Source organism: Flavonifractor sp. DFI.6.63 (genome assembly GCF_024462255.1).
In the GTDB taxonomy this organism is placed as follows: Bacteria; Bacillota; Clostridia; order Oscillospirales; family Oscillospiraceae; genus Lawsonibacter_A; species Lawsonibacter_A hominis.
In genome coordinates this window covers 73,743-89,881 of sequence record NZ_JANGBE010000013.1, presented here as the reverse complement: position 1 = coordinate 89,881, position 16,139 = coordinate 73,743, and the positions used below count along the sequence as shown (strand labels likewise).

General features: G+C 65.5%; 24 protein-coding genes. 1 reads left to right on the top strand and 23 read right to left on the bottom strand.

The genetic code is table 11. The annotated features are described in order from the left end of the window. The 23 genes from NE547_RS09030 to NE547_RS08920 form a co-directional block, all read right to left on the bottom strand. A partial coding sequence (locus NE547_RS09030; RefSeq protein ID WP_256175516.1) for an IS3 family transposase occupies positions 1-397 on the bottom strand: 397 nt, incomplete at its 3' end. Further along, positions 394-678, bottom strand: coding sequence for an imidazolonepropionase (locus tag NE547_RS09025; protein ID WP_207723784.1), 285 nt, complete (start codon positions 676-678; stop codon positions 394-396). The genes NE547_RS09025 and NE547_RS09030, both read right to left, overlap by 4 nt. An 85-nt stretch (positions 679-763) precedes the next feature. Further along, a complete protein-coding gene (locus NE547_RS09020; protein ID WP_256175514.1) occupies positions 764-1,213 on the bottom strand; it encodes a holin family protein in 450 nt (149 codons plus the stop codon). Positions 1,214-1,221: 8 nt separating this feature from the next. Beyond that, positions 1,222-1,788 (bottom strand): DUF2313 domain-containing protein, encoded by a 567-nt coding sequence (locus tag NE547_RS09015; protein ID WP_256175513.1) that lies wholly within the window; start codon positions 1,786-1,788, stop codon positions 1,222-1,224. Continuing rightward, entirely contained in the window at positions 1,785-2,846 is a 1,062-nt protein-coding gene (locus NE547_RS09010) for a baseplate J/gp47 family protein (protein WP_256175512.1), read from the bottom strand. The genes NE547_RS09015 and NE547_RS09010 overlap by 4 nt, the downstream gene beginning before the upstream one ends. A 4-nt stretch (positions 2,847-2,850) precedes the next feature. Then, positions 2,851-3,195: a hypothetical protein gene (locus NE547_RS09005; RefSeq protein WP_186907983.1), complete on the bottom strand. Its 345-nt coding sequence runs from the start codon at positions 3,193-3,195 to the stop codon at positions 2,851-2,853. A 1-nt stretch (position 3,196) separates the two neighbouring features. Then, the gene (locus NE547_RS09000) at positions 3,197-3,574 is read right to left on the bottom strand and encodes a hypothetical protein (protein WP_256175510.1); all 378 of its coding nucleotides are present in this window, start codon (positions 3,572-3,574) and stop codon (positions 3,197-3,199) included. A gap of 36 nt (positions 3,575-3,610) precedes the next feature. Next, entirely contained in the window at positions 3,611-4,561 is a 951-nt protein-coding gene (locus NE547_RS08995; RefSeq protein WP_256175508.1) for a hypothetical protein, read from the bottom strand. After that, entirely contained in the window at positions 4,558-5,118 is a 561-nt protein-coding gene (locus tag NE547_RS08990) for a LysM peptidoglycan-binding domain-containing protein (RefSeq protein WP_305148486.1), read from the bottom strand. Before NE547_RS08990 ends, NE547_RS08995 begins: the two co-directional genes overlap by 4 nt. Positions 5,119-5,149: 31 nt before the next feature. Then, the gene (locus tag NE547_RS08985) at positions 5,150-5,725 is read right to left on the bottom strand and encodes a hypothetical protein (protein ID WP_256175504.1); all 576 of its coding nucleotides are present in this window, start codon (positions 5,723-5,725) and stop codon (positions 5,150-5,152) included. Then, entirely contained in the window at positions 5,722-5,931 is a 210-nt protein-coding gene (locus NE547_RS08980) for a molybdopterin oxidoreductase (protein WP_186907987.1), read from the bottom strand. The genes NE547_RS08985 and NE547_RS08980 overlap by 4 nt, the downstream gene beginning before the upstream one ends. Beyond that, entirely contained in the window at positions 5,928-6,353 is a 426-nt protein-coding gene (locus tag NE547_RS08975; RefSeq protein ID WP_256175502.1) for a hypothetical protein, read from the bottom strand. Before NE547_RS08975 ends, NE547_RS08980 begins: the two co-directional genes overlap by 4 nt. 61 nt (positions 6,354-6,414) lie before the next feature. Beyond that, positions 6,415-6,804 (bottom strand): hypothetical protein, encoded by a 390-nt coding sequence (locus NE547_RS08970; protein ID WP_186907988.1) that lies wholly within the window; start codon positions 6,802-6,804, stop codon positions 6,415-6,417. Positions 6,805-6,837: 33 nt separating this feature from the next. Further along, positions 6,838-7,869 carry a phage tail sheath C-terminal domain-containing protein gene (locus NE547_RS08965; RefSeq protein ID WP_256175500.1) on the bottom strand — a complete coding sequence of 344 codons (1,032 nt, stop codon included), beginning with the start codon at positions 7,867-7,869 and terminating at the stop codon, positions 6,838-6,840. After that, positions 7,866-8,363, bottom strand: a complete 498-nt coding sequence (locus NE547_RS08960; protein ID WP_186907990.1) for a hypothetical protein — start codon at positions 8,361-8,363, stop codon at positions 7,866-7,868. Before NE547_RS08960 ends, NE547_RS08965 begins: the two co-directional genes overlap by 4 nt. Positions 8,364-8,389: 26 nt before the next feature. After that, complete coding sequence (locus NE547_RS08955) at positions 8,390-8,713, bottom strand: hypothetical protein (protein WP_186907991.1); 324 nt, start codon at positions 8,711-8,713, stop codon at positions 8,390-8,392. After that, complete coding sequence (locus NE547_RS08950; protein ID WP_256175498.1) at positions 8,710-9,072, bottom strand: hypothetical protein; 363 nt, start codon at positions 9,070-9,072, stop codon at positions 8,710-8,712. The genes NE547_RS08955 and NE547_RS08950 overlap by 4 nt, the downstream gene beginning before the upstream one ends. Continuing rightward, positions 9,069-10,103, bottom strand: a complete 1,035-nt coding sequence (locus tag NE547_RS08945) for a phage major capsid protein (RefSeq protein WP_256175496.1) — start codon at positions 10,101-10,103, stop codon at positions 9,069-9,071. Before NE547_RS08945 ends, NE547_RS08950 begins: the two co-directional genes overlap by 4 nt. 17 nt (positions 10,104-10,120) lie before the next feature. Next, positions 10,121-10,462 carry a hypothetical protein gene (locus NE547_RS08940; RefSeq protein WP_256175494.1) on the bottom strand — a complete coding sequence of 114 codons (342 nt, stop codon included), beginning with the start codon at positions 10,460-10,462 and terminating at the stop codon, positions 10,121-10,123. Positions 10,463-10,782: 320 nt separating this feature from the next. After that, positions 10,783-11,676 (bottom strand): hypothetical protein, encoded by an 894-nt coding sequence (locus NE547_RS08935; RefSeq protein WP_256175492.1) that lies wholly within the window; start codon positions 11,674-11,676, stop codon positions 10,783-10,785. Continuing rightward, on the bottom strand, positions 11,673-12,839 hold the full coding sequence (locus NE547_RS08930; RefSeq protein WP_186907996.1) for a serine/threonine protein phosphatase: 1,167 nt from the start codon (positions 12,837-12,839) through the stop codon (positions 11,673-11,675). The genes NE547_RS08935 and NE547_RS08930 overlap by 4 nt, the downstream gene beginning before the upstream one ends. A gap of 31 nt (positions 12,840-12,870) precedes the next feature. Continuing rightward, on the bottom strand, positions 12,871-14,127 hold the full coding sequence (locus NE547_RS08925; protein WP_186907997.1) for a PBSX family phage terminase large subunit: 1,257 nt from the start codon (positions 14,125-14,127) through the stop codon (positions 12,871-12,873). Between the two features lie 59 nt (positions 14,128-14,186). After that, complete coding sequence (locus tag NE547_RS08920) at positions 14,187-14,513, bottom strand: XRE family transcriptional regulator (protein WP_256175489.1); 327 nt, start codon at positions 14,511-14,513, stop codon at positions 14,187-14,189. A 330-nt stretch (positions 14,514-14,843) separates the two neighbouring features. On the opposite strand from NE547_RS08920, the gene NE547_RS08915 reads away from it, so the two are divergent. Then, positions 14,844-16,136, top strand: a complete 1,293-nt coding sequence (locus tag NE547_RS08915) for a UDP-N-acetylglucosamine 1-carboxyvinyltransferase (RefSeq protein ID WP_186907998.1) — start codon at positions 14,844-14,846, stop codon at positions 16,134-16,136. The last annotated feature ends 3 nt before the right edge of the window (positions 16,137-16,139 follow it).

Sequence of the window (16,139 nt, the reverse complement as noted above, 5' to 3'; positions counted from 1 at the left end):
CCGTTACCCATTTTTGATTCGGACATTCAGCGGTGAAATCTCTGTTCAACAGATTGGGGTATTTGTGCAGACCTTCCCCATATCTTACATATCGTTTTCTTCTTATAACCGACAGCAAATTGTACTTGTTCATTACTCTGAGAATGGTTTTAGGGTTGTGGTGGATGCCTTTGCGTTCAAGCCAGATACACACTCTGCGGTATCCATATGTGTTCCGGCTCTCTGCCTGACACTCTCGGATTTTTTCAGCAAGGGGCAAATCTTTGGCCAGGGTATCCATCCTGCTGACATATCCGTAGTAACCGCTACGGGATACTTCAAAAAAACGACACATTTCGCTGATGGGATACTCTTTTCTGTGTCGGTATATCACCTTGTATTTTACGCTGATCTTCACTCCTTCCCAGTGAGCAAGAGAAAATCCCGCAACAGCTCTACTTCCATTTTCAAGCGCTTGTTTTCGTATTTGTACTCTGCCAGGGCCTTCGCGGGTTTCCGACCACGCTGCTTCGGTATGCCATGTAGCTCCTTTTTCCTTTCGCGTGTAAGAAGATGATGGATTGCTCTCTCTCCTGTCACCCCAAGTCTCTCCGCAACCTCTCGCTGTGTCATTCCGCCTTCAAGCATTTCTTTGATTTTAGGCAGTAATTCCTGGGTGTGCTGATACTTCCTTGCCATAATAATACCCCCTAATGTAGTACTTTCATTTTCCTTCATTAGGGGGCGTTTTGTCTATTGTCCGTTTTTACTGGTTCGGTTCACATTACTCCTCCGGCCCTTTTTCCGCCCTCTGCTCCCGCAGGGCCTCCAGCGCCTGCCGGAGCGCCGCCGGGTAAGGTACGCCCATCAATCCCACGTTCTCCAGGATAGACAGCCCTTCGTTGCCCACAAAGAACAGAATCACCGCGGTCCGGGCCCAATCACTGCCCAACAGCAGGTCCAGCCGGGCGGCCACCAGCACGGCCGCCAGCTCCCCGGCCTTTTTGCACAGCCCGCGAAACCCGGCCCGGCTGTCCAGCGCGCCGCTCTCCGTCTTGCCGGAGCGCCGGAACACCCCCGCTACCAGCATACCGGTGAGGTAATCCACCGCCATGCAGAAAATCAAGCTCTGCAGTGCCGTATCCCAGCCTCCCAGCGCTTGGGCCAGCAGCCCTCCCGCCGCCGCCAGCAGGGCCAGCGCCCCATTTTTGATATGCTCCGCCTTCAACTCCACCCCAACTCTCATCGTACCAGCTTTTCCAATGCGCTCCAGCTCAGTCCCAGCGACTCGATCTCTCCCCAGGTCTGAAAGCGCGCCTGCAGCATGGCCCAGGTAATGTACCAGTAGACATACCGTATTTCCAGATGGCACGGCAGGATATCCTCGATGATGGCCCGCATCTCTGCAAACCCATCCGGGATCCCGGGCACCTCGGGAAAGCGCACCTCTACTACGCCGGGCTCCTCCGTCTCACTGGCCACCGCATTGAGCCCGCATCCGGCCAGGTTGTCGTTGATCGCCGAAAGCGTGAAGCTGTCGCCTCCAATCCGCAGCAGGGCCGCCAGAGCTGCCCGCCGCCGTTCCAGGACGCTTGTCACCGGCCGCCGCGCCAGCAGCGCTTCGATCCGCTCCAGGCCGTCCCCCTCCGCCGTGGTCAGCAGCATCTCCCGCTCCACCGTTTCCAGCGCGGCGGCGCAGCCGTCCAGGGCGGCTCCCACGGCCTCCAGCTCTCCGCCGTTGCAGGTCCCCTCCAGACGATAGACCCCCAGCGGCGCAAGCATCTGCCGGAGATAATCCGTATGCTTCAACCGCTCACCTCCATCTCCGTCACCGTCAGCGTTCCCAGCACAGGCAGCTCGTCCGCCGCTGCGGCTACGTCGGCGGCGGGGACGGCAATGCTGTAGTTGGCCACGCCGTCCACGCCGTAGATGACCGCCCCCAGCGCGGCCCGCAGCACATCCCGTCCCAGCAGCCGTCCGTCGAACTGCGCCCGCAGGGCGGCCTCCACCCGGCTGCGCACCGCTTCCCCGTCGGCGCCGTCCGCAGCTGCCACCGCCACGCTCACATCGATGCTTTTTACCTCCGGGGCCCGTACCCGTACGTCTACGGCGATCTCACGCCGCTGGGTGAAATAGCTGCTCAGCTGGGCCAGCAGGGCGCTGTCCGGCACCCCGGCGGGGGTGGATACCACCACATCCACCGTACCCACGCCCCTCGGGCGGGACAGCACCGCCGCCGCCGCCACCTCCGGGAACGACATGGCCCCCTGCTGATAAAAGGCGGCGTTGGCCCCGTTGGGCATTCTCTGGAAGGTCTCCAGCACCCGCACCCGCAGCGCCTCGTCCGTCTCCTCCTCCAGCCCGCCGGTAAAGGCTGCGGGGTTGGTGCACCGGCTCACGCCTACCGGGGCCACTGCCATGGCCCGGATGGTCCCGGCCGCCGCGTTGCCCGCGCTCCCCGGCTCCACCGCCTGCGCACGCACCTGAGCCGCGGTCTCTCCCGCCTGCAGCACCACATCCTCCAGGGTCTCGAAGCGCACCTGCTCCGCCGTCATGCACACCGTCCCCGCCGGGATGGAAAGGTCGGTTTGGGCGGCGCTGTCGGTCTCAAAGCGCAGCACTCCCTGGGCGCGTACCGCTTCCCGCCGCTCCAGCCCCCGCAGCTGGGCGTGCTTGTCCAGATACGCCCCGTGGGCGCTCTGGGGAAAGCACTGCCGTTCCACCCAATCTGCCTGTACATATAAGGCGTAGATCTGGGCGGCCACAGCGTACAGCCGCACCGCCAGGTCCCCGTCTCCCGCCGGGACGAGCCCGGTCTCCTCCTGAAACCGTGCAGCCATCCCGCTGTAGATCTCGTCCACCGTCATCCCTTCACGCTCCCTGTACGTCCATATCCAAACGCAGCGTCTCTCCCCGCCAGGTCAATCTGACCTGTAAGGTGCCCGTGCCGCTTAAAATCACATCGTCCACAAGCAGAGACTCCTCCTCTGCCAACGCCTCGGTCACATATTGACGGGCCAGCGCGCCTCGCCGCGCGGGCTGCGCCCCGGCCAGCCGATACAGCTGGCTGCCCAGCCCCGGCAGCGGCGGGAAGCAGCCCCGCCGGATACTCAGCTTCCACAGCACCCGCTGCAGCAGCTCCGCGCTCCCCTCCGCCCGCCGGAAGGAGCCCCGTCCGTCGCTCACGTAGTCCCCGTCCCGCACCATCAGCTCCATCCTAACCGCCCTCCACCATCACGGGCAGCCCATTGACCAATACCGTGCCGCTCATGGAGATCACGCCGTCGTTGCGGATGCGGATGCTGGCCGCCCCGCCGCCGCTGTAGAGCACCACCTCGCCGGGCGCCAGGTTCCACGCGCGCTGGCCGCGCACCCCCGCCGCGCAGGGCTGTTCCCCGTCGGGTCCGGCTTTGACCACCAGTACCTGCTCGCCCCGCATGGGCTGCCACTGATAGCCGCCGGGCGCGAATACCGGCACCTGACGGCGCTCTCCGTCCAGCAGAACGGCCGCCGGGTCTCCCGGCAGGCTCACCACACCCACCCGGGCCGCCTCCTGCCGTCCGTCCCGGCTCATCCCCTGTCTTGAGATCCACATGCTGTCTCCTCCTTGTCCAAACCGTCCCGCCGCCGCTCAAACGACCGCCGCCGCGTCCGCCAGGGTCAGCCGGGTATACGCGCCCTTCGCATCCATCCCGCACACGCTTTCCGTCACCCGCCAAAGCCCCCGGCAGACGTCGCGCTTCCAGTTTACCTCCACCAGCTCCCCCGGCCAGGCGCGGAAGGCGCCGGGCAGCATAAGCTCCACGCTGTGCCATCCCTCGGCGGCACGCTGGAGCTGGTATTCTCCGGAATAGCGCATGGCCTGATAGCTGCTGCGCCCCGGCATGGTCAGCACCCGCCGGCACTGTCCGCCCCGCCGGGCAAACCCGCTGTGGACCACCCGCTGCACCTGGTCCCGCGCCTTATCCCGTACCAGCACCTCGGACAAGACCCCGTAGCGCTTCTCCTTCCAGGCCAGCTCCAGCACCGCCGCGTCCTCGTCCAGCACCCGCCGCGCTCCATCCTGCCAGGCGCACACCTGCAGCCGCCCCTGCCGGTCAAAGCGGGGCGTCACGCCGCCGTAGTACCGGCAAAAATGATAGAGCGCCTGCCACTCGCTGCTCCCCATGGCCACGGAGAAGTCCGGCACCGCGGGCAGCCGGTCCGTCCGCCCCACCTGGATGCCGTAAGGGGTCACGTGATCCCGCAGGATATCTGCCAGGGTGGCCGTCTGATAATCGCACCCCAGCGCCTCGTTGTCCAGTAGCAGCGCCGCCATGCTCCTGCCGGAAACGCTCAGGCGCGCTCCGTCTTCGTCCCAGCCGCAGCAAACCTCGTCCACCACGCCGGTAAACACCCGCTCCCCGTCCTCCTCCGCCGCAAAGCGTACCGCCTCGGCCAGCGCCCCGGCCTCGCCCGGTTCCCACAGGCACTCCAGATAAAAGCTGTCACAGGGGATTCCACAGGCATATTCCATCCGCCAGGACGTCAGGTCGGGCAGGACGACGCGCCGCCCGTCCCAGCAGATCAGCGTCCCCGTCATGCTACCCGCACCTTCTCTCCCACCAGGATCAGGTTCGGGTTTTTGATCTGGGGATTGAGGGTAACCAGCGCCGTCAGCGTCAGGCCATAGCGCCGGGCGATCCCCCACAGAGTCTCTCCCTGCGCCACTGTGTGCCAGACCGCGCCGCTCCCGCTTTCCGTCCCGGAGGCGCCGCTCCCGGCGCTCTCCCCCTGCTGTGTGCGCAGGGTTGTATTGTGTCCCTCATAGCCCTCCCAGAAGGTAAAGGTGTATCTCACATAATCCGCCCGTGGCTCCTGCGCCAGAGACAGCTCCACGAAATAGGCGTTGGCCGTTTGCCAGACCGGGTGGACCAGCAGTCCCGGTCCGTCGTCGTAAAAGACGCTCGCCAGCCTTTTGAATTCCGCATAGGCCTCTTCCCCCACAAATTCGCCCTCGCCCCGCATGACCCGCTGGGCGGGCCCCAGATCCTGTAAAAAATAGCGGCCAAAGGGCACCTTCCGCGCCCCCATCCTCCGCTCGTATTCGATGGTATAGACCCGCGGATTGTGGGGCCATACGTAGTCCTTATACCGCATCGCCGCCAGCTTCACCGGCGCTCTCCCCCTCTCAAAACAGGCGGAAGCCTGCGTCGTACCGCCGGGCGTCCCGCTCCAGCACCCGGTCCAGCTCCGCCGCCGTCACCCCGGCGGCGCTCTCTTCCGTCTGCCGCTCCACTACCGCGATCCGGCCCGGCCCTGTGCCGATGCTTCCGGCCGCCGCCGCGCTCCGCCGCACCTGTTCTTCCAGCCACGCCCCGGCGTCCGGTGACCGTCCTGCTGCCGTTTCCCGTGGCCGCGCCGCTCCGGCGGACGTCTTGGGCGCGCTCGCGCCCTCCTCCCGGCCCCGCGCCGCCACGCCGGCCTGCCCTTCCCCGCCGCCGGATGCCGGCGCAGCGGCCGCTCTGCGCCCGTAAGGGGCGTCCTTCCGCCCCGCCGCCCCAAACTCCTCCCACACGCCGCACCGCTCTGCCGCCTGCGCGCCTTCCTCCGTCTCCCCGCCGGCCTCCGGCCGTCCGGCTCCGCCGGTTTTCTCCTCCTCCGCCGGGGCCGCCCACGCCGGGTCTGCCGGGAGCAGGAGCGGCTCTTTTTCTCCGTCCTCCGCCCGCCGCTGTGCCGCCAGCAGCCGCTCCAGGAAATCGATCAATCCGTCTCCCCCCGCATCAGCCGCTCAAACCGCTCCTCGTCGAACGCGGCGTTCTCTCCGCCAAGATACTCTCCCGCCGCGCCGCCGCAGACGGGGCAGCGTCCCTCTTCCGCCTGGGCCCGGCAGCTGGGGCAGAGCCGCCCCAGCTCCTCCTCGTGGTCCAGCAGCAGATTCAGCGCGCACCACAGATAGTCCCGGCGCTTCATTTCCCGCACGCGCGCCTCGGTGGGCAGAGCTCCGAAGGTCTTGAGCACACGCCAGCGCAGGCGCTCCTCCGGCGTGTGCTCCAGGCTTTTTTTAGCTGCCGGCAGCGCTCCTCTCCATCTTCGGGCGCCGGGTCCTCCTGCCGCTCGAAGTCGGCCCAGCGTGTTGCCAGCACGGCGATCTCGGAGGCCGTCATCCCCCTCAGGACGGCCCAGCCGTCCTCGAACAGGGGCTCGCCGTCCCGTTCCAGCGCTCTGGCCAGCAAGCAGGCGTTGGAACACAGGGCCTGTTCTCCTGCGCTCTTTGCCAGCTCCTCCGCCTCCCGCCGGGCCTCCAGCACCTCCAGTGCGGAGAGCAGCCGCAGCTCGCTCCCGTCCTCCAGCCGCAGCCGCTGCGCTCCGGCCAAAATCGAATGTTCTCTCATTCTCTGCTCTCCCATCGCTCTTCCCCGGCCGGCACGCCGGCAAGCGCTCTGTCCCCCGCGCTCACGCCGCCGTCTCGATCCGCCTGGCCGCCATGATGGTAATTTTTTCCACAACCATAGCCCCCAGCGCGCCGGTCTCCCCGATCGCGCTCCACTGGCAGCCGGAATAAATGATCTTCCGGTCCGGCTTGCAGATGACCAGGCTGAAATCCTCCAGATCATGGAAATTAAGCCCGTCCCGGATGGCCTCGTCGGTGGCGTAGAGCCGCGTCAGTTCGATTACATGACTGCGCTGGCCCGGAATGGTAGCCACCGGCTCGTCTTCGCCGAAGGCCTCCACCGTCTGGCTGGTCCGGCTGGATCTTGCCGTGTAGCTTTGTACCACCGCCACCTTTTTCCCATCCACTTCCAAATAGATATCGCTGCTGGTGGGAAATCCCGAAATATTCACCTAAGCTTCCTCCTCCCCAAACGCCGCTGTGGGTCACACCGTAATATGCGCGCTCAGCCAGATCTGGTTGAGCCCGTGGGCCACCGTAAAGGAGAAATCCACCAGGCACACGGTTGGATTTTCACTGTCCGCGGTAACGGTCACCCCGTCGTATCCGGTGATGATCTCCCTTGCCAGCTTGTTCTCCAGTTCCAGCACCACCTGGGAGCGTATGGCTCCCCGGCTCTGTTCGGTATTCTTGGCCCGGCGGAACTTTGCCCGCAGTGCGGAGCGCACCGTGGGGATCACGTCGTCCACGATGCGGATGGTGGTCAGTTCCCGCCAGGTGGCGTCCGCCGCCGTTCCGCTTTTGGTCCGGGTGGTCACCCCCCGCACCACGCTGACCTTTCCCCCCACGCATTCCAACGGGGTCACCCCGCCCCGTACCAGCAGGTCGATCTCGCTGTCGCCGTACTGGGCCTGCAGCGTATCCACGCCCTTCAGTTCCGCGCCTCCCAGGGGCACAGCGGGGTCGTTCTCTCCGGCGATGGCCCCGGCCGCTGCGGCGGCGGCCAGCGCTCCGCCCGTCCCGTCGGCGGGGGCCGCCAGCACCACCCGCTCACTGTTCAGGGCCTCGGCCCGTGCCACCAGTTCGGAGACGTTCTCCCCGCTGCCGGGACACACCACCGCAATGCGCTCCCTTCGGGCCTGGGAGGCGTTTTCCACGCTCTCCCGCAGCTTCTGCTGCACGCCCAGGGTGGTACTGTCACAGAAGATCACCACCAGGTCCTCCTCCGTTTCCAGCAGGGCGAAGGCCGCCTCATACCCCTCCTCCGCCGCCACAGGCGCCGCCTTTACCTGGGCCGCGCCGTTGCGGAAGAGCGTCTGCGCCAACCGGCACAGGTTGTCCTCCGCCCCAAAGGCGGCCGCCGCGTCCTCATATCGGGCCAGGGCGTGCAGTCCTCCCGCCTCCGCCTCGCTCAGGGCCGCGATGCCCACGGTCTTCCCGCTGCCGCCGCCGCTGACCACGGTGGACGCATCGTATCTGGAGTAGACCCCCGGCCGCTCATGTTTCGTCGTGCTCACACTTTTCCGTCCCCTCTCACGATAAAGTCCAGGAACGCGCCCGCCTCGTCCGCCACGGCGTAGAGCCATCCTTCACAGACCGCTTCCGCCGGGCAGCGCAGCAAATCCGTCCCTGGATCGTCTTCCACCTCGCCGCAGGAGAGCTCCAGCAGCTTCAGCCCTTCCGGCCCCTCCCGCTGCAGGGCTCCGGCCACCACGTCAAAGGCGGTCCGGAGCGCCGGAGCGCCGTCGGGCCCCGGCGCATACAGATCCAGCCCGAATACCAGCCGCACCTTCCGTCCGTAGAGCTCCTCCCAGCAGCCCCGCTCCTGGTTGTAGCGCTCCCCCAGATAATCCCGGAAGCCGCCCGGCCCGCCCTGGCAGGAGCGCAGGGAAACCGCCGCCACCGGCCCCTGCACGCGCCTGCGCGCTCCCCCGGGCCAGGCGCAGACCGCTTCCACTCCCGCTTTCCGCAGGCATTCGGCCATCCGCTCCCGCACGGTATCCAGCGTCATGCTTTCTTCCCCCTCCGCGTTTCCGGTCAATCCTCGTCCATGGGCCGCAGCACGGCCCGCCAGTGGGACAATACCGTCCCCAGGTAGAACGGCTGGGCGGAGATCACCCGGAAGCGCCGCCCAGCCCACTGGATAAAGCCGTCTCCCAGCCCCTCCAGCGCGATTCCCGGCTCGCCCAGGCAGAGCCACTTGTCCTGCCGTACCGCCCCCAGGGGCGAAGCCTGGACCTGCTCGCCGCGCTCCCGGATGGGCTGGAGGAAGGCCCGGCACGCCGTCCCCTCCTCCGCCCCTTCGCGCCAGAGGAGCACCCTCTGCCCATACCGCTGCAGCAGCCCCTCAAACAGGCTCATCCCGGCACCCCCCGGAATACGAAGCCGTCGTCCCGGAGATAGCGGGCCATGACCTGCCTGGCCTGGAGACGCAAAGCGGCACAGCGCGCCCTGGCGTCCGTCCCGGAGCGGTGGCGTATGCTCACGTCCCCGGCGCGGAAGCTCTCCACTCCGCCGTCCTCTCCCGCTGCCAGACCGGCCAGGGCCAGCCAAGCTGCGCCCAGCAGGAAGGCCTCTCCGCAATCCTCGGGCGTCACGCCCTCCCGAAGCATTCCTTCCAGTTCCGCCCGGGCAGCCCGGCACAGGGGCTCCAGCGCCTCCGTTTCGGTGACGCCTGCCGGTCCCAGCGTCCGCGCCAGAGCCAAGATCTGCTCCGTCATCCGACCCTCATCACCTTGGCCGCATCGGTGTAGAGCTTGGCAAAACCGCTGATGCTGGTGATGGCGGCCCGCTCCAGCTGCCGGTCGATCAGCTTGTCATACTCCACCAGCACGTCGGAGCCCTGCACCATCTCCAGCGCATAATGCTTGTCCAGCCCGATGAGCGTTCCGCTGTCCAGGGCTGCGGTGCGCAGCAGCTTGGCGCCCAGGGGCGTGGCCAGCTTGCCGGTCCCCTGGAAATTGAGTCCGGTCAGCGGGTTCTGGAATTCGGTGAGTTTGAGCAGCTTCAGCATCACGTCGCCGGATGCCAGCAGCGTGTTCATCTCATAGGGGTCGAACTGGGCCCAGAAATCCACCAGTTCGCTGTAGGTCAGGCTGCCCGCCGTGCCGCCGATGGGGCTGGTGCCGACCTTGAGGGCCTGGGCCGGATTGCTGTTTCCGTCGCCGTTCAGCAGCACGTCGATGGCGTCCTCCAGATGCATCCGGTTGATGTGCGCGCCGATCTGGCGCAGGGTGACAGAGAACAGGTCCAGCTTCTGGTAGCGGATGGCTTCGTAGGAGGCCACCAGCATCCGTCCCCGCTTGTGGAGCTTCACCAGGTTCTCCTGGGTCTTCACCTCGGTCTGGGGGATGGCGGCCCCCTCCTCCATCCGGCGCAGTTCCCGCTTGGTCTTTTCCGGGACCGACGTGATGGAACGGTAGTCCATTCCTTCAAACCGCGTCACCGCGGCGGTAATGTGGGGCAGCAGATCCGCCTCCTCCATCCCCTGCCGTACGGAGCGGGCGATGTACTCGGGAAAGAGCACTGCGGACTGTGCGGTGTGGAAGAATTTCTCCACCACGTCGCTGCCCGCGCCCTTCACCTTGATGTCAAAGCGCTTGAGCTGCCGCTGGTAAGCGTCCAGTCCCTCCAGGGCCGTGCCTTTGTAGTGCTCGGAGGGGTCCTCCCGCTCCAGCACCTGGGTAAAGCTTTGGCCGGCTTCGTTGTACATGCCCTTTTCCAGTCTGAGATTGTCGTACAGATAAGCCATATGTTTCTCCTCCCCTTTTACAGGCGCACCACGGCGCCGTCGCTGTCCGCGCTGAGCACCAGCAGTTCTGTGCCGCCGGTGGCGGCCGCTTTGACGCCGCCGCTTCCGTCGGCGGCCAGCTTGACCCACCCGGCGCTGACGCCCTCGCCCGTGACGCTCACCCTGACCAGGCCCGCCAGCTGCACGGCGGCGTAGCCGTCCTGGGCGGAAAGCGCCATGCCGCAGAATCGGTCGCCGTCGCTGCAGGCCCCCACGGTGCCATTCCCCGTGACCTTTACCACCTGTCCTGCCGTTACTCCGTCGCCGCAGGCGAAGGTAGCCGCCACCTCTCCGATCCCCTCAAACGAAATCTTGCTCATTCCCGTTTCTCCTTTCGCGTTCTCCGCTTCCTTTTGCGTCTGTGTTCTTCCGCCGCGCCGGGCGTTTGCGCCCCGGGCCCTGCGGGCTGTCCCGGCCTTGTTTGCTCCAGAGGGACAGGTTCGTCCATGGGGCGCTTCTTCCGGTCCCAAACGGACTTAAGGCATCACCGCACAATTCCCCACGCACGCCTTGGCGGCCAATTTGCCCCACAAATGCGCTGCAAAACCTTGCAATACGCAAAGTATTCCTGCGGTTTTGCGCCTTTTTGCAGCACAAGTTTTCGCGCCGCTCCGCACGCGTTGAATCCTGCGGTAATGCCTTAAATCAAAAACGCCACGTCGTCCCGCTGTGCCTCCCGCTCCCCACCGGTATCCTTGATTTGGGGCGCCGTCGGGAAGCGCTCGTCCAGCCGTTTCTCATAGGCCCGTTTCACCGCCAGTAATTCCTCCTCGTCCAGTTTTCCGGCGATCTGCTTGAGCACGCCGCCGCTCAGCTCCGGCTCCGCCAGCGCGCCCAGCCGGGCGATCTCCTCCCGCAGTCCCGCCAGGTACCTGCGCCCCAGCTCGGCTTCCCGCTCCAGCTGTTCCCAGTCCGTTTCCCGCTTCATCTGTTTGATCACCCCCGCGTTTTTCTGGGCCGGCACCGCTACAAACGACCACTCATAGGCGTCGGTGGCCTCCCGCAGGTCGGCCCAGCACAGCTTGCCGTTGTAGGTGCGCCCTTTGACATGCCTGCATTTCGTCCGGTCGTTGTGGTCCTCCCCGCATATGGAGCAAACCGCCCGCTCCACCGCGCAGCCCACGCTGACCTCCTTTTTGATGCCGCCCTCGATCTCCGCGATCAGGTCCCGGTTCTTCTCCGTGCGCAGCATGTAGGCGTACCCCTTCAGATAGCAGTATGCGTCCCCCGCGCCGGTACGCTTTTCCGTCTCCTGCACCAGCTCGGTGCGGTAAATGCGGGCGGTCTGCCCCAGGGCGCTCCACTGGTGGTCAAATACTCCGCTCTTCCCCACAAAGAGCCTTTCCAGTTCCTGCAAGGTCTCCAACGGGAACCGTTCCCCGTCGCGGTCGATCTCGTTGTCGCACAGCCGCACTCCGAAGGCGTATACCTCTCCGGCCTTCAGCTCCTTCCGGCTCAGGGCATTGATCTGTGCCAGCTCGCCTTCGGCCAGTTCCAATCCCTGCCCCGCCCGGGCCTGCTTTTGTATCCTCACCGTTTCGCTTCCTCCTTTTCATTTTCCAGCCGCAGCGCCCGGGTCTGCTCCCGGTACAGCTCCGCTCTTGCCTCTTCCACCAGGTCCTGCAGGTTGATGTCTTCCCAGTCCACCTCCACCGGCTCGTCGTACCCATGCAGACGCAGCCACAGCTCGCACACCCGTTCCACCACCGGCGCCAGTCCCCGCCGTATAGCGGTGATCTCACTGGTCATCATGTCGGCCTGCTGGGCGCTCATTCGTTCGGTGGAGGACCAGGACAGTCCCAGCAGGAAGGGCGGTATGCCCGTGCGGGCGATCAGCTGTTCCAGGATCTGCCGGACGGGCACCTCGCTGTCCAGCACCTGGTTGTCCGCTCCGATGACCTTGATGTCCACGTCGCCCACGGCCACAAAGTCCCGGACGCTGCCCTGCTTTCCCGCCTGCATGGCAGCCGACCACTCCCGGGCCAGGCACTGGCTCCGCTCCTGCGCCCAGGCCCGGTCCAGCCCGTCCCCCTCAGGCTTATAGATCACGGCAAAGCGCACGTTTCCCAAACGCTCCCAGTTCATGCCGGTAGCCTGATAAATTTTCAGCAGGATCTCCGTCAAAAAGGGCATCGACCGCAGCAGGCTCACTCCGTAAGGGCTGCCCACCTCCGGTTGAAACGGGGTAAACAGCAGCAGCTCCTGGCAGGGCAGCGGCTCCATTCCGCCGCCTTCGGCCCGGGTGCAGAGCTGGAACTCCATTGGGGACGCCCCCTCCCGGATCTCCACCTCCGCCGGATCTCCGCACAGCAGTGCGGCAATCTCCCGCCGTCTGCGGTCCAGCACGATCTCCCCTACGGCCCGCCCGCAGGTCAGCATGGCGTCCAGATAGCGGTCCAGAAAGGACTGCACGCCCCGCTGGCCCCGTCCGGTGTCCACCGTCCGCAAAAACCGCTCCAGTCCCGCCTGGGCCTGTTCCGTCCGGCAGCGCACCTGTACGCCGCCGGACAGCCGGATCAGCTTCAAGATTGCGGCGTCCACAATGGGCACCGCCTCCCGGATGCTGCGGTAAAGGGCGATTTCCCCGCTGCGCAGCGGCACATAACCGTCCAGCAGCCGGAAGGGATGCCGTCCCCCGTCCCGCAGCTGGACTGCAGCCGTCCCTCCCCCGTCCGCTTTCTTGTTCCAAAATCCCATCGCTCCGTACTCCTCTCCCGCTTGCCGCGTCTCAAAACGCCTGCCGCTCCACGGCCCACGCCCCAACGCCGCCGTACGCCCGCCGCGCGGCCACGGTAGCGGCAAAATACCGAATATCGTCCATGGCGTGATCGTGCTCCTTTCGGACCCGGTCGCCCGTCGCCCGCTCATCCCAGCAGTACAGGCCAAACTCCCGGATGGCGTCCCGGCAGGCCGGGCCTATCACGATGCGCCCCTGCTTCAGCAGCCCGGCGGTCAGGCGGATGCCGGAGAGCACGTCGTTTTCTCCCCGTATGACCCGCCATCCCTCCCGCCGCAGGGCCTCCAGAAAGCTGGCCGCCGACGGATCGGCCACCACGCAGGCGATCTCCCGGCCGCCCGCCAGCCGCTTCAGGTCCTGTACGTATTCCCCGTCGGTCTTCTGTCTGCCCCGGGCGCGGGAATCGTAGTAAAATTCCTCCACCCGGTACCAGACCCCGTCTCTGCGCCCCCACAGCCCGAAGGACGCGGGATTCACCGTCCCGTAATCGCAGGAGATGCACCATTGCTCCATCGCCCCCTCCGGCGGAGGCCTGATGTAGCTTTCGTCGAAGAAATCGTATACCCGCCCCTCGGCGGCCGCCCACTCCCCCAATACGAACCTGCGGTAAAAGGCCCCGCTGAAGCTGCGGCCGTACCGCCGTATGACCTGGGGAGACAGGGCCGGGTTGTCCTGCATGGTAAAGTGGAGGTAGAGGGCCCTGCGCTCCTCCCGCTTCAGGATCCATTCTTTGTAAAACCAGTGCTCCGGCCCCGCAGGGTTGCAGGAAAACCACAGCTTGGCCCCCGTGACGGAGCAGCGGGCCGCCGCCTGTTCCACAAAGGAGCGTGGCATCAGCGCCGCCTCGTCCAGCAGCACCCCTGCCAGCGTCATCCCCTGGATCAGCCCTGCGCTGCCCTCATCCCGGCCGCCGAAGAGGTAAAACGTATTTTCCTGCCCGCCAAAGCGCACGCGCACCCGGTTTTGGGAGACGGTTTCCTGATATCGGAACCCAAGCTCGCCCAGCGCCGGCAGCAGGGTGCTCAGCAGGTTGCGCCGCAGGGCGGATACCGTCTTGCCGCACAGGGCGAATTTCTCCCCGCCGAAGCGCCGCATGGCCCAGCAGAAAAAGGACAGTCCCATGCACAGCGTCTTCCCGCTGCGCACGGCCCCGTCGCAGATGATCGCCTCCCGGTCTCTGGTCCCGGCCCCGTCGCACCACCATGTGAGCACTTGTCTCTGCTTTTCCGAAAACGCCTTGAACTGCATGCCTCACGTCCCTCTCCGCCGGTTCCGTCTTCCCGAATCTCCGTGCCGCCGCGCTGTTTTCATCCGCTCTCCCCGCCTCCCGCCGTTTGCTCCAGCGCGCGGAAAAACTGCTCCGCTTTTTCCCGCTCGCCGTCCCCGGCCAGGGCGATCAGCTTCTCCAGCGCCGCCAGGCGGTCCACCAGCTTGATCTCCACCGTCCCGTTGCCGCTGCGTTTGAACTCGGCCAGTTCCTCCAGCTCCAGCGCGTCGATCCGTTCCCACTGCTCCGGCGGCAATCCGCTGCCCAGGAATGCCAGCTTTACCGCGTCGTTGACTCGCCCGTTGGCCAACTCCTCCATCCGCCGGAGCAGCGCTTCCCGTCCTCTCTGCTTTTTGGAACTACTCACCCTCGCTCACTCCTCACCCCTCCCCCGCCCCCCAAAAATGTTGCCTGTTTGGATGCAACCAGCTTTCAAAAAAATAAAGCATAAAATTCTGCAAAAGCGGGCATCGTGTTTTTGAGTGGAAAAGGCGCGCGGAAACACCTGGAAATTTCCAGCTCGGGCGAAAATAGGTTTGCTTTTGCAGGCAGATATGCTATAATGTATACGTATAGGAGCGCGCTGTCCTTGTACGGCGGCTTATCCTGCTGCTTTTTACCGGGCCGGCTGCTCACCGGCCCTTGGATACCGTGTGCCCGAAACGGAAGCGCACGGAAGGAATAGAGGGTTGAAGGTTTGACGAAATATGTGATTCACGGCGGGAGACCGCTGTTTGGAGAGATCGACATCAGCGGCGCCAAGAACGCCGCTGTCGCTATCATCCCCGCCGCCCTGCTGGTGGACGGCGTCTGCCGCATTGAGAACATTCCCCAGATCAGCGACGTGACGCTGATCCTGAATATCCTCCAGGACCTGGGTGCCGACGTACGCACGGTCAACCGCACTACGGTGGACATCGACTGCTCCCATATCCGCAACGCCCGCGTCCCGGAGGAGCTGGCCCGCAAGATTCGGGCCTCCTACTATCTGATCGGCGCGCTGCTGGGCCGCTTCGGCTCGGCGGAGGTCCCCCCTCCCGGCGGCTGCGACTTCGGCGGGCGCCCCATTGACCAGCACATCAAGGGTTTTGTGGCCATGGGGGCCGACGTGGACGTACAGGGCGGCTATATTCACGCCCGCGCCCGGGCGGGCCGGATGCAGGGCACCCAGGTCTACCTGGACATCGTCTCCGTGGGCGCTACCATGAACATCATGCTCTCCGCCGTTCTGGCCCAGGGCATGACGGTCATCGAGAACGCCGCCAAAGAGCCTCATGTGGTGGACCTGGCCAACTTCCTCAACTCCATGGGGGCCGACATCATGGGCGCGGGCACCGACGTCATCAAGATCCGCGGGGTAGCGCGTCTCAGCGGCGGCAGCTACTCCATCATTCCCGATCAGATCGAGGCGGGCACTTACATGGCCGCCGTGGCTGCCGCCGGCGGCGAGGTTCTGGTAAAAAACGTCATCCCCAAGCATCTGGAGTGCATCACGGCCAAGCTGCTGGAAATGGGCGTAGCGGTCGAAGAGCGGGACGACGCGGTGCTGGTGTGCCGCACCGGCAATCTCACCCGCACCAACGTGAAGACCCTGCCCTACCCCGGTTTCCCGACCGATATGCAGCCCCAGATTGCCGCCATCCTCTGTCTGGCCGAGGGAACCAGCGTGCTCACGGAAGGCGTATGGGACAACCGTTACCGCTATGTGGATGAATTTCGCCGCATGGGCGCCCAGATCCAGGTGGACGGCAAGATCGCCGTGATCGAGGGCGTGGAAAAGCTCACCGGCGCCCGGATCCGCGCCTGCGACCTGCGGGCCGGCGCCGCCATGGTCATTGCGGGCCTGGCGGCCCAGGGCACGACCGAGATCAGCAATATCTACCATATTGAGCGCGGCTACGAGGATATCGTGCGCAAGCTCTCCGGCGTGGGCGCGGATATCCGGGTGGTCGTTACCCCGGATGCCGGGAAACAGGCTCAGGTGGGCTGAACA

What these genes read in the sequence shown, in the direction of transcription:
- NE547_RS09025 (WP_207723784.1), bottom strand. Translation starts at nt 678, where the DNA reads ATGGCAAGGAAGTATCAGCACACCCAGGAATTACTGCCTAAAATCAAA.
- NE547_RS09010 (WP_256175512.1), bottom strand. Translation starts at nt 2,846, where the DNA reads ATGACGGTGGACGAGATCTACAGCGGGATGGCTGCACGGTTTCAGGAG.
- NE547_RS09005 (WP_186907983.1), bottom strand. Translation starts at nt 3,195, where the DNA reads ATGGAGCTGATGGTGCGGGACGGGGACTACGTGAGCGACGGACGGGGC.
- NE547_RS09000 (WP_256175510.1), bottom strand. Translation starts at nt 3,574, where the DNA reads ATGTGGATCTCAAGACAGGGGATGAGCCGGGACGGACGGCAGGAGGCG.
- NE547_RS08995 (WP_256175508.1), bottom strand. Translation starts at nt 4,561, where the DNA reads ATGACGGGGACGCTGATCTGCTGGGACGGGCGGCGCGTCGTCCTGCCC.
- NE547_RS08990 (WP_305148486.1), bottom strand. Translation starts at nt 5,118, where the DNA reads ATGCGGTATAAGGACTACGTATGGCCCCACAATCCGCGGGTCTATACC.
- NE547_RS08980 (WP_186907987.1), bottom strand. Translation starts at nt 5,931, where the DNA reads ATGAAGCGCCGGGACTATCTGTGGTGCGCGCTGAATCTGCTGCTGGAC.
- NE547_RS08975 (WP_256175502.1), bottom strand. Translation starts at nt 6,353, where the DNA reads ATGAGAGAACATTCGATTTTGGCCGGAGCGCAGCGGCTGCGGCTGGAG.
- NE547_RS08960 (WP_186907990.1), bottom strand. Translation starts at nt 8,363, where the DNA reads ATGACGCTGGATACCGTGCGGGAGCGGATGGCCGAATGCCTGCGGAAA.
- NE547_RS08955 (WP_186907991.1), bottom strand. Translation starts at nt 8,713, where the DNA reads ATGAGCCTGTTTGAGGGGCTGCTGCAGCGGTATGGGCAGAGGGTGCTC.
- NE547_RS08950 (WP_256175498.1), bottom strand. Translation starts at nt 9,072, where the DNA reads ATGACGGAGCAGATCTTGGCTCTGGCGCGGACGCTGGGACCGGCAGGC.
- NE547_RS08945 (WP_256175496.1), bottom strand. Translation starts at nt 10,103, where the DNA reads ATGGCTTATCTGTACGACAATCTCAGACTGGAAAAGGGCATGTACAAC.
- NE547_RS08940 (WP_256175494.1), bottom strand. Translation starts at nt 10,462, where the DNA reads ATGAGCAAGATTTCGTTTGAGGGGATCGGAGAGGTGGCGGCTACCTTC.
- NE547_RS08930 (WP_186907996.1), bottom strand. Translation starts at nt 12,839, where the DNA reads ATGGGATTTTGGAACAAGAAAGCGGACGGGGGAGGGACGGCTGCAGTC.
- NE547_RS08925 (WP_186907997.1), bottom strand. Translation starts at nt 14,127, where the DNA reads ATGCAGTTCAAGGCGTTTTCGGAAAAGCAGAGACAAGTGCTCACATGG.